The sequence below is a fragment of the Neobacillus sp. CF12 genome (assembly GCF_030348765.1).
Taxonomy (GTDB): domain Bacteria; phylum Bacillota; class Bacilli; order Bacillales; family Cytobacillaceae; genus Neobacillus.
In genome coordinates this window covers 5,136,207-5,148,300 of record NZ_JAUCEU010000007.1, presented here as the reverse complement: position 1 = coordinate 5,148,300, position 12,094 = coordinate 5,136,207, and the positions used below count along the sequence as shown (strand labels likewise).

The 12,094-nt window shown below is 37.3% G+C and carries 8 protein-coding genes and 1 pseudogene; 2 read left to right on the top strand and 7 right to left on the bottom strand.

Annotated elements, in window-relative coordinates; genetic code table 11:
* Positions 1–49: 49 nt before the first annotated feature.
* The 5 genes from QUG14_RS24525 to refZ all read right to left on the bottom strand — a co-directional run bounded on the left by QUG14_RS24525 (position 50) and on the right by refZ (position 5,671).
* A complete protein-coding gene (locus QUG14_RS24525; RefSeq protein ID WP_133367568.1) occupies positions 50–256 on the bottom strand; it encodes an alpha/beta-type small acid-soluble spore protein in 207 nt (68 codons plus the stop codon).
* Between the two features lie 347 nt (positions 257–603).
* Positions 604–1,809 carry a tRNA uracil 4-sulfurtransferase ThiI gene (gene thiI, locus QUG14_RS24520; RefSeq protein ID WP_289343076.1) on the bottom strand — a complete coding sequence of 402 codons (1,206 nt, stop codon included), beginning with the start codon at positions 1,807–1,809 and terminating at the stop codon, positions 604–606.
* 1 nt (position 1,810) lies between these two features.
* The gene (locus tag QUG14_RS24515) at positions 1,811–2,953 is read right to left on the bottom strand and encodes a cysteine desulfurase family protein (RefSeq protein WP_289343075.1); all 1,143 of its coding nucleotides are present in this window, start codon (positions 2,951–2,953) and stop codon (positions 1,811–1,813) included.
* A gap of 128 nt (positions 2,954–3,081) precedes the next feature.
* Positions 3,082–4,767, bottom strand: a complete 1,686-nt coding sequence (ezrA, locus tag QUG14_RS24510) for a septation ring formation regulator EzrA (RefSeq protein WP_289343072.1) — start codon at positions 4,765–4,767, stop codon at positions 3,082–3,084.
* A 274-nt stretch (positions 4,768–5,041) separates the two neighbouring features.
* A complete protein-coding gene (gene refZ / locus QUG14_RS24505) occupies positions 5,042–5,671 on the bottom strand; it encodes a forespore capture DNA-binding protein RefZ (RefSeq protein ID WP_289343071.1) in 630 nt (209 codons plus the stop codon).
* 153 nt (positions 5,672–5,824) lie between these two features.
* Between refZ and QUG14_RS24500 the strand changes: the two genes are divergently transcribed.
* Positions 5,825–6,307 (top strand): GAF domain-containing protein, encoded by a 483-nt coding sequence (locus tag QUG14_RS24500; RefSeq protein ID WP_289343070.1) that lies wholly within the window; start codon positions 5,825–5,827, stop codon positions 6,305–6,307.
* An 802-nt stretch (positions 6,308–7,109) separates the two neighbouring features.
* Here the strand turns inward: QUG14_RS24500 and QUG14_RS24495 are convergent.
* Positions 7,110–8,222: pseudogene (locus tag QUG14_RS24495) on the bottom strand (PLP-dependent transferase).
* A gap of 318 nt (positions 8,223–8,540) precedes the next feature.
* Here QUG14_RS24495 and rpsD point away from each other — a divergent pair.
* Positions 8,541–9,143, top strand: coding sequence for a 30S ribosomal protein S4 (gene rpsD / locus QUG14_RS24490; protein WP_289343069.1), 603 nt, complete (start codon positions 8,541–8,543; stop codon positions 9,141–9,143).
* 324 nt (positions 9,144–9,467) lie between these two features.
* Here rpsD and QUG14_RS24485 read toward each other — a convergent pair whose 3' ends face one another.
* Positions 9,468–12,074, bottom strand: a complete 2,607-nt coding sequence (locus tag QUG14_RS24485) for a hypothetical protein (protein ID WP_289343068.1) — start codon at positions 12,072–12,074, stop codon at positions 9,468–9,470.
* Positions 12,075–12,094: the final 20 nt, after the last annotated feature.

The following is a 12,094-nucleotide window of genomic DNA, read 5'->3' as shown; positions in this document are numbered from 1 at the left end:
AAAAGAGAGTGGGATAAATCCCACTCTCTGTAGCCATCTTATTCATTTTTTATCGTGAAAATCCGCCGCCTAATTGAGACTCAGCCATTGCGACTAAACGCTTAGTGATTTCACCACCAACAGAACCGTTAGCGCGTGAAGTTGTGTCCCCACCAAGTTGTACACCAAATTCAGAAGCAATTTCGTATTTCATTTGTGAAAGAGCTTGTTCTACACCAGGTACAAGTAATTGATTTGAGTTGTTGTTACTAGCCATGTGATATCACCTCCTTGTGAGTATAGAATGTGTAATATCACATGGCAGTATTCTTTTTTTTAATTGGTAATTGTTCACAAATATTTCACATTTTTCATATTCACAGATCCTGTCGATAGTGAATGTCGATTGGAACTCCAGGCACTTCGCTTTCCGCAGGCGGTTCGGGAAGCCTCCTCGGCGCTAAAGCGCCTGCGGGGTCTCCCCTGTCCCGTCCTCCTGCAGGACATTGAATTACTCCTTGAATCCGCCCACGCACGAAGAAAATGCGATAGCATTTTCGAGGAGTCTTCGTGCCTTCCGTTCCAATCAACATTATGCCAATATCTGATGAACAGTATCACAACTTAAAATAAATCATCAAATTCTGAGACTTGTTTGTTGTCTGGTTTGATATTTAGGGTTTCTGTCTTTTGTACTGCTTCCTGGATTAAGGTGTCGAAGTCATAGAAACTTTCGTAGTGCTGGACTTTTTCTCTTTTTGGTTTTGTTTTTGGTGAGGATGGAACAAATATTGTACAGCAATCCTCGAATGGTCTAATGGAAATATCATACGTATCAATGTCTTTGGCAATTTTTATAATATCATTTTTATCCATTGTTAAAAGGGGTCTTAGGATTGGAGTATTCGTTACCTCATTAATGGCATACATGCTTTCCAGTGTTTGACTGGCAACCTGTCCAAGATTATCTCCCGTAATAATGGCAAGGCCTTCCTGTTTTTTTCTAATCTCATCCGCAATCCGGAGCATAAACCTTCTTGTAGTAGTCATGGAATAATTTTCAGGAACTTGGTCTCTAATGGTTTCTTGAATAGTAGTAAATGGGACAATATGCAGTTTCATTGAGCCAAAAATTTCAGAAAGCTTTTTGGACAAATCGATTACTTTCTCCTTAGATCTTTCACTTGTAAACGGAGGACTAAAAAAATGTATAGCCTCAATTTCTACTCCTCGTTTCATCGTCAAATAACCTGCAACTGGACTATCAATTCCTCCTGATAGCATTAACATCGCTTTCCCACTAGAACCCACAGGAAGTCCGCCAGCCCCTAATATATTCTCACATGACATGTAAATTGCTTCACTTAAAACTTCAATTTTTAAGTTTATATCAGGATTTTTCACATCAACCTTTATGCCTGGTATGTTTTCGAGAATATGTCCACCAAAGGTGTGATTGATGCCAGATGTGTCCAATTCAAACGTTTTATCGGATCTTTTTGGAGAAATTTTAAAGGTTTGCCCCTCTTTGTACAGACTTTTTATCAATGAAAGAGCGGCCTCTTTCATTTGTTCAATGTCTCTTTCCACTCTTATCGCTGGGCTTAGCGATTGAATTCCAAAAATATTTTTCAAAGAATGAATAACCTCTTCGACATTTTCCCCATTCAGCAGAACGTACATCCTGTCACGTTCAGCCCTTATTTTTATTTTTGGAAAAGGTGCTAATGCGATTCGAACGCTCTTTCTTAACTTGTCTACAAATTTCTTCCGATTTCTTCCTTTGGTAGAAATTTCACCATAACGTATCAATATACGATCATAATTCATATTATTTCATAACCTTTCTAAGTTGTTTGGCTGACTCTTCAATTGCATTAACTACTGTTCGTGCTTCATCTTCCGTATTATCATACGATAAGCTTATCCTAAATGCACTATCAGCCAAATCGTCCGGAACCCCCATCGCTAACAGTGTTTGACTTGGTAATTGTTTCTTTGAGGAACAAGCACTTGTTGTCGATAAAAAGATTCCTTTCTGCTCAAGAGCATGGATTAGAACTTCAGCTTTAATTCCTCTTATAGAAAAGTTCAGTATATGAGGTGCTGAATCTTCCAATGGTGTGTTGATCGTAAGACCATCGATTCGACTTAACTCTTCCCTTAAGACACCCTTTACTTTTCTCATTCTTTCTATTCCGGATTCACTGCTCATCATTGACATTCTCAATGCCTTTGCCATTGCAACAGCACCTGCTACATTTTCCGTACCGCTTCTTACTTGCCACTCTTGGTTACCACCTGAAAAAAGCGGGTCGAGTTTTACACCTTCTCTTATAAAAAGGGCACCAGTACCCTTTAAGCCATGAAACTTATGGGCCGAAAATGAGCATAAATCTATACCGTTTTTTACCAAGTTCAAGGGAACTTTCCCAATTGCTTGAACAGCATCCACATGGAAAAATATGGTTGGGTACTGTTTCAAGAGCTCTCCAATTTCCTTAATGGGCTGAATAGTTCCAACTTCATTATTTACATGCATAACAGAAACAAGGATTGTATCCTTTTGTATGGAGGCTTTGATATCTTCTACGTTCACCCTGCCATTTTGATCTGCAGGTATATAGGTAATATTGAACCCAAGCTTTTTTAACTGGTCCATCGCCCCACGAACAGAAGGGTGTTCAACACTAGATAAAATCAAGTGCTTCCCTCTATTTTTATGTGAAATCGCTGTTCCTTTAATGGCCAAATTATTACTTTCAGTGCCTCCAGAGGTAAAATAAATCTCTGATGGCTTTACAGAAAGAAGATTTGCTACCTGTACGCGGGCTTGTGTGAGTAGTTTTTCAGCCTGAACTCCTAAGCCATGTAAGGAAGATGGATTTCCGAAAAAATCACTAGAGACCTTTACAAAAGAATCTAAAACTTCTTTATACGGTCTTGTTGTTGCACTATTATCAAAATAAATCATTGTTAACACCTCACCTTTACGCAGAATAAATCTTACCACAAAGTTAATCAATTGAAAAAGAATTGTGAAATAGACAAATAAAAACCGATTCGCCTTTTTGGCTGAATCGGTTTAAGAGATTATTTTCATTACTTTCCAATTGTTGCTTTGATTTTCTTTAAAGCGCCAGGATCAACGGATTCAAGGGCTACCGCTGCCTGCTCTAATGCTTCCTGATACTCAAATTGTCTAAATGCATGTTCTGCATCATTTAGCCCTTTGGCAACAGGAGGATAGTGACTCCGATACCTGTTTCCATATTGAATCGCCTTTTCAGCAAGGATTACATTTTCGATCAATTCGATTGTTGTACTGGATAATTTATCAACAGTTAAAACTGCAATTTCTAGATATTGATTTAACGCTGAAACGTTAAGCGGCTTTTCTTGAAGTTGAAGCTTTACGTTTTGAATACTTTCATTTGTGTCCTCATAAAGATACTTATAATCTTCCGGTAAACCAGGTATATTACTCTTTGAAACTAAACGAATGGTTTCGCCTACTTTTTTAGTTAATTCCCTAAGCGTTTCTCGTGCTTCGAATTCATCCTTGCGCAGTGCCTGCAGCTTTATTCCAAAATTCTCCTGCTCTTCCTGAATCATTTCGATATGAGTTTTTACCTCTTTCAATTCTTCACAAAGAATCGTTAAGGCCGTCTCATTCATATTTATCTTTTCCATCAAAATTTCATAATGTTTCGTTACAGATGCAAGCTGTTTTTCCAAATGCCTTTGTATTTCAAAGTCACTTTCTGTTAAATGATAACTTTCTTGAACATGCTTTACTTCATTAGAAAGGTGGTCATGTTCATCAAGTACTGAAGTTAAGAGCCCGCTCATGCCTTTTTCGTTTTGAAGGATAAAATGCTTTGCATTCACTTCTTTTTCCAATAAGTCAAACAGTATATCGATTCGTTCTTTAACTTCACCAATTCCTTCTAGTGCTTGTTCAATTTTTGTCTCTTCAATAAAGGCAAGATACTCAACCAATTTCCCTTGTAAACTTTCGATTTCAGTTTCTAGTTGAATATGTTCTAAGTAATAGCCTTTATCAGTCATTTCCCGATAACCTTCATGAATTTCATTCAATTGGGCTGGTATTAGAGATTGGCACTCTATTAGAAGCTGCGGAATTAAATCCATATTATTTTTTACTTGTCCTAGTTGTTCATGAATGGATAGTACAAGTTCACGTGCTTCTAGATAATTACCATGTTCAGTCTTATCATCGAATTCATGGAATTTTTTCGTTACATCTTCTAGTTGAGTTTCTAAGTATTTTTCGGATTTACCAAAACTATGTCGATGTGCAAGCAGTGTCTTTTTTGTTTCACGATATAATTCCTTTAGTTGCTCAATCTCAGTTCTATTCTTTTCTTCACTTCCAACAAGTTCATGAAGCTCTTCGACAATTTTATTAATCTCATTTTCTGTTGATAACAACTGATCATTGATTTCCTGTTGTACCGCTTTCGCTTTATTAAAGCGATATTTGTCAATAAATTCTTCAGCATCAAATAACATCTCTTCCAGATGCGGTAATTTAACCGTAACAATATCATCCCATTGACTACGCCAGCCCTCGAATAATTCTTCGGTTTGTCCAGTCATATTCAATTGCTTTACTTTTGACATTTCATCCAATATTGGTCGATTAAACAAATCAATTTTCCAGGCTTCTAACCTATCCATTTCTTTAAAATACTTCTTCTTTATAAAATACCCCAATACAAATAAGGCTAGTAGTAGGATGATAAATCCAATAAAAAATTTCACATTCAAGCCCCCTGTTTCAAACACTTCATTAAATCCAAGCGAGAGATACTAATCTATAAAAAACAATAAATAGTGTAAAGTTCAATGCCTCTATGATACCATGTAAACGACATTTTTTGACTATTATTTTAAAGTTTTTTGAAAAAGAAATTTCAACGAACTATTTTATGACAAAAACCCACTAAATTTCCAAATCAAAAAGCACCAGCATAAAGGAAACTAAGTTTCCCCAGCTAGTGCTTATCGCAAAAATATCAATTTATCTATACTTCAGTTACAGTATGGCCTCTTTCTTTTCAATAAATCTTGTCCCTAATGTATTTTCAATCCAAATGTTTATTTCCTTTAGGTACTTTTGTTCAAAGAATCTTTCATTTGGAAAAATATAGAGTACTTCTCGTAAATAATGGGCATTAATAAATGGCATCATAAGTAAGCCTTTGTACTGGATAATTAGGTATGCAATGGAGTGTGGACGGAATTCTTTTCTTTCGAACCCTTTTTCAAATATCTTTTGAAAATAGTACTTCTCTTTTAGAGCGTAGGTTGACATAATTTCTCTTACTACCTGAGAATCCATTGACATCTCTCGGTAAACAAAGCTTGTTAGTTCAATATTTTCACATTGGTAGTGGAGCAAATCAGCAGTAATCCTTTTTAAACAATCCTTTACCCCTGCATCCATTAAAGAAAACTTTTCTTCAATAATTTGGAGATATTTCTCAAAAAAGTAAGTAAAGCAATATTCTAATAATCCGAGTTTATTTTCAAAATGGTAGGCGATTGTTGCGGAGTTTACTTGTGCTGCGGTAGCAATATCTCGTATCGATGTTCCCGCATATCCATTTGAATTAAAAAGCGATATTGCTGCTTTAACGATTTCTTCTTTAGAATCCTTTTTCATCTTACACCTCCTATAAACAAACCTTTTATCCTATCTATAACAATTCTTTTAAAGATGATTGATTCCTTCAATAAATTATCGACAAAGTATGCTCTTTTTCATGTTAGTTTGATAAAATAATGAAGAATTTAAGAAGAGGATGGGTGAAAAAACATGTTTAATGTCGAAATGTACAAAGGGAGCCGCCAAGAAAATTATGAATTGGTAAAAAAACAATTACAGGCACTCCTGCATGGCGAGAAAAACCAAATCGCTAATCTTAGTAATACTTCTGCATTATTAAACCAGTTCCTTGATCGGATTAACTGGGTTGGATTCTATCTAATGGATGAGAACAATGAACTCGTTTTAGGTCCCTTTCAAGGACTACCTGCTTGTGTGCGTATCCCGCTTGGAAAAGGTGTATGTGGAACATCTGCAAAAAATAAAGAAACAATCCGGGTAGAAGACGTTCATCAATTTCCTGGTCATATTGCCTGCGATGCAGCTTCCAATTCTGAAATTGTCATTCCTCTAATGAAGGATGGAAAGTTACTCGGTGTCTTGGATATTGACTCACCAGAAAAAAATCGCTTTGATGAATTAGACCAAGTGCAATTGGAAGAAATTACAGCCATTCTAGTTAATCATTTGTAAAACTAAAAACTCGCAGCTGCGAGTTTTTATTGTCGAGAAATGGTATGTTTCTCGGCATTTTTCATTTTTCTCTGAATCTTTATTTACAGATACTTCATTTAAATAGACTATGCTATTTAAGGACAAATCGTACGCTCTGCGACAAAGGTTTATCCTTAATCAGGGGTCTTGAGGACAAATCCTACGCTCTGCGATAAGGATTTGTCCTTAATCAGGGATCTTGAGGACAAATCCTACGCTCTGCGACAAGGATTTGTCCTTAATCAGGGGGCTTGAGGACAAATCCTACGCTCTACGAAAGGATTTGTCCTTAATCAGGGGGCTTGAGGACAAATCCTACGCTCTGCGATAAGGATTTGTCCCTTAATCAGGGATCTTGAGGACAAATCCTACGCTCTGCGACAAGGATTTGTCCTTAATCAGGGGCTTGAGGACAAATCCTACGCTCTACGAAAGGATTTGTCCTTAATCAGGGATCTTGAGGACAAATCCTACGCTCTGCGACAAGGATTTGTCCTTAATCAGGGGGCTTGAGGACAAATCGTACGCTCTACGAAAGGATTTGTCCTTAATCAGGGGGCTTGAGGACAAATCCTACGCTCTGCCACAAGGATTTGTCCTTAATCAGGGGACTTGAGGACAAATCCTACGCTCTGCGACAAGGATTTGTCCTTAATCAGGTCTTGTAGATAATCATACACACCACCTATATTTAGATAAACACGGCGCATTGTTAAAGTTATAGAAAAAATAATGGCTGTCGGGACTTTCTCGACAGCCTAAACTCGCCGCGGCGAGTTTTTTAAATTTTATTAAGTGCTTGCTCTATGTCTGCTTGGATATCTTCCCAAGCTTCCAGCCCCACCGACAGGCGGAGTAATGTGTCCTCTATTCTCATTTTTCTTCGTTCTTCTTCTGGAACGACAGCATGTGTCATTTGTAGCAGGATGTTGGATCAACGATTCTGCATCACCAAGGTTAACCGCTATTTTTATCAATTTTAATTGGTTCATAAATAATTGTGCTGTCTGTTTGGTTCCTTTTTGGAAAATGAAATTAAACCGCCTGGTTTTTTCATTTGTTTATGCATAATCCGATTATCTTCTATATAGTCACTATTACCAGGAAAATAGATTCTTTCTACTTTTGGATGTTACCGTAAGTATTCAACAAGCATACTTGCATTCTCGCAATGACGATCCATTCTAACAGCCAATGTTTTTAAGCCTCTTAGTAATAACCAAGCATCGAAAGGAGAGATGATTCCTCCCATATTTTTTTGAGTTGTTTTTGAGACCTTTTGGATAAATTCTCTTTTACCGATAACAACCCCAGCAATGACATCACCGTGGCCACAAATATATTTTGTTGCACTATGTATACCTCGTTGTTTGGCAACACTTGCGACTAATTCTAAATCAACAAGTTTCATGGTAGGATTTATGGGGGTTTCGATATACATACATGTTGTATTTGATTTAATGTCTGATTCTAGAATTCCCCTGGAAGTCATAGCTGAAAAATCATGATCAATGTTATATTTTTCATTCATCATTTGCAGTAATCCAAACGTACAGCCATATACTCCTTGCGAACATAAGATTTGGTCACCTGATTTGGTCAAAGCAGCCAATACAGCAGAAACAGCTGCCATTCCTGAGGAAAAGGCTAAACCCGCTTCCCCTTGCTCAAGCCTCGCCATCCGGTCTTCGAGAATTTTAACCGTTGGATTTCCCAGCCGAGAATAGACAAAGCCTTCTTCCTGCCCTGCAAACCTTCTTTCTCCTTGTTCAGCACTATCAAAGGTAAAAGTAGATGTCTGATACAAGGGAGGTACTAAACTATCCAGATGTTCGACTGATTGATACCCCGCATGAATAGCTTCCGTTTCGAATTGCAATTTTTTATTTTCCAAAACGACTCCTCCTGATTGAAAACGCTTACTTTTTATTTTATTTCTATATACTATTCAACAACGGAAAGGATTTTCCTGAAATTAACTTGACACATTGATGAATAAAATTATATAATACTCTTTGTGTAAAATAACTGCAGCCTATGTGAACACTTGAACGGTCTCAGTTTGTTCCTCATAAGTCATTCATACTTATGATGGTGTATCTTGTAACCCTCTGCTGCTAGGGCGAAGGTGCATGAAAACAAAATGGCTATCATTGATGTTTCATAACGGTTTTTATTTTACCAAAATAAAAACACTAAGGAGGAGTCATTCATGGCTCGTTATACTGGCTCTAGCTGGAAAATCTCTCGTCGTCTTGGAATCTCTCTAAGCGGCACTGGTAAAGAATTAGAAAAGCGTCCTTACGCTCCTGGACAACATGGTCCTAACCAACGTAAGAAGCTTTCTGAATACGGATTGCAATTACAAGAAAAGCAAAAACTTCGTCATATGTATGGAGTAACTGAGCGTCAATTCCGTAATCTTTTTGATAAAGCAGGCAAATTAGGTGGGGTTCACGGTGAAAACTTCATGATCCTACTTGAATCACGTCTTGACAACGTAGTTTACCGTTTAGGTTTAGCTCGTACTCGTCGTGCTGCTCGTCAATTAGTTAACCACGGACACATCATGGTTGATGGATCTCGCGTAGATATCCCATCATACCGTTTAGCTCCTGGTCAAACAATCACTTTACGTGAAAAATCACGTAACCTTGATGTTGTTAAAGAAGCAATCGAAGTAAACAACTTCGTACCTGACTACTTAACATTTGATGCAGACAAGCTTGAAGGTACTTTCACTCGTTTACCAGAGCGTTCTGAATTACCAGCTGAAATTAACGAAACTCTAATCGTTGAGTTCTACTCACGTTAATTGATTTGCTTATTAAATAGCAATCATAAAAACCCTAGAAGCGTGATATAACGCAGCTTCTAGGGTTTTTTATTTTTACACTGCTTAGTAGAATTTTATATTCTCCCCTAAATAATTGGGGGGGAATTTTAACAAAATTATTCAAGTGGACAGACTTATACTCCTTTCTAAAAATCCTACTAACAATAGTCACCTCAGGAGTTTTTAGGAACGAAATGAAAAAAAGAAAAGGCCCTGGTAATATTAGGGCCTAATACCGATGTTCTGTGAAGGGATCAAACCTGCTAACTAAGAAAAAGTCGAATCTTTTTAATAGTTGGCTAGCTAGTTTACTTCTTTGATGATTCCAAAGCTGCGTCCAAACCAGTAAGGTAGTAAGAATGTAACGCCATCGTCCATGTTTCTACCGCCACCAGTGTTATAATTAAAGTTTGCATTTGGTGAGTAGTCCTTAGCACTATTTGATACACGAGCGAATGGATTTGAATTGTTTCTGTGAATTCTTTGCTCATCTAATGGTAATGCATAGTTAGTTTGTGCTTTTGCACCATCTCTATCGCCTGGTTCAATATAGAAAACATCTTGTCTATCATAACTTACAGGGAAACCAATTTTCACGTGTTGAGTTCTATACAAGAATCTTACAGAACTTTGAATATCTTGTTGCATACTTACTGAATTATCAGTTGGTTTAGCTAACTGATATAAGAAAGTGTAGAACGGATTTTCTTCACGTTTTTCATTTTCATACCATTGGATATATGAGTCAACGATTTGCTTGTAACGCACAGGATTCTTTTCTTGTAAAATCAATTGATAAATTGGGAACCAACCAAGTTCTTCATCTGAATAATTGATATACTGTGTCCAGTCATTGTGAATAGTTGAATTGATATGTGAACGAGCCTGCCAATCATCTATACTAGCATTGTAAAGGTCTAAAACGTTTTCATAGGTTGCAAGTTCCTTTAAAATGTTGAAAGCATGAGTTGCTTGACGTACTTCACGACGTTTAATGTACTCAAGCGCCATACCCATGTAACCTTTTCCGTTCACGTAAGGCTCTTCCTTACTATAACTTGAATCAAATGTTAGATTATAAGCATCTTGGTACATTTTTTGATCCATTGGATAGTCTTTACTTGTTACAGTCATCGCTGTTTTCAACGTTGCCATAACCTCAAGTGCATTAAGTGGTCCATCCTCATAACCGTAAGATAGAGCTTCGTCTTTGGTATCATAGATACCTACATTTGAACTCCATTCAGGTTGTTTTTCCATTTCACCGATATTATCGTTGAAATACTTAGATGTCCATCTTGACCATTGTGTTCCTTTACCAGTTGCATCTTCAATAAAATAATTTTTATCCTTCAGAATAAGATTTGTCATTTTATGTGTAATTTCAGCAATCATTGGCTTAAGAGCTTTTAATTCAGGTGTTGAATCATCACATAAAACAGTGTATGCTGCAAAGAATACTGCATAGTGTCCATCTACTTCGTCTGATGAAGTATCAGCTTTGTATACAATTTGGTTTTGATCAACATAACCATCTGCAGCGATTGCTCTTGCAGGGAATAAGTCGTTAAAAATCTTAGGGATTTTTGCATAAATCGGTACGGTTAATTGGAATACCGGTTTATTATTTTCGTTTATTGTACTATCATTTTTTGCTGTGTGATTAGGGTCATTAACTGAAGCTTGGGTAATGACAGGCATTACATGTTTATTGCCATCCTCGTCTAAGATATAAATATCAGTACCCAATTTTTGCCCATCTGGACGAGTTTTGTTCAATTCGTTAATTGCTGCTTGACTTAATTGTACACCGTTATAGCTCATTGGATCCGAAGGATCTCCCGAAGCATAAAGCTGATCTCCAATTTTTGTCATCGCATCATTTGTAACACGTACGATCGAATAACCTATTGGCTGTTTATCTTTTCTTTGCATGCTTGGGATAATACCGTTTGGATTGGTCGATCCGTCAACGATACTGTGGAACCAGAACCCATTTTGAGATTGGTACCCATAATCCGTACCGCCAGTTGTAGCTGCTGCTGCTTCACTTGTTAAATTATAAGATCTCGCAGGGAATCCATTGTCACGACCAGAAACATAACTTAATAGAAGTACAGCTTTAGTAGCTCTTGTTGCTGCATCACGAGCCGCAACGATTTCTTCTTTTTGAGCGTTTGTTGGATTTTCACCATACTCAGTTTTTAATGTGTTATAGCGATAAATTTCTCCAAGTGCATACATTGCAGTCCAAAGTCCATCGTTATCACTTGTTGCTGGCCTACCAACAAAGGATCCAGAAGGTGAGTTGTAATCTACATAAGATTTTCCTGAATCAGTAAATGTAAACGGAGCAGATGCAACCATTCCACGACGATCATTTACGGTTTGATTCAATTTTTCATAAAAATCAGCTTTTTGTTTCATTGTTCTTTTAGGCATTGCAATATGCGTTACCCCAAGTTTATTTTTCACCCAAATACCACCTGCTCCGTCAGCAGCAAGTGAGAGGACATTGTCATCTCCACCATAGAGGTATCTTGGCCCAGTCATGTACTGTACAATATCGCGTGCATCTTTCTCAGTGAAATCAACACGTTGTAATCCATTTTGAGTTCCTATCCAATAGACATTGTCTGCATCTTTAACAACGGAATTCACATCACCAACAATTGTAGTTGGAATAAAATCTAGGGCTGTTTTATCTGTAACCCAGTTTAGGCTTGCTGGAATAGCAGTATCACCTATTTTGTAGTAGGAGATTTCTTTAGTGCGTACTGCACTTAGTTGTACAGGCTTATACTTTGCACCAGCAGGCGTTTCAGCTTGTACCACTGTAGAAACTGGTGATGATAACAGCATCGCCGCTATGCTGGAAACTGCTAAAATCTTCTTAGACATTTTCAACATAATTTTTTCCCCTTTTTTTG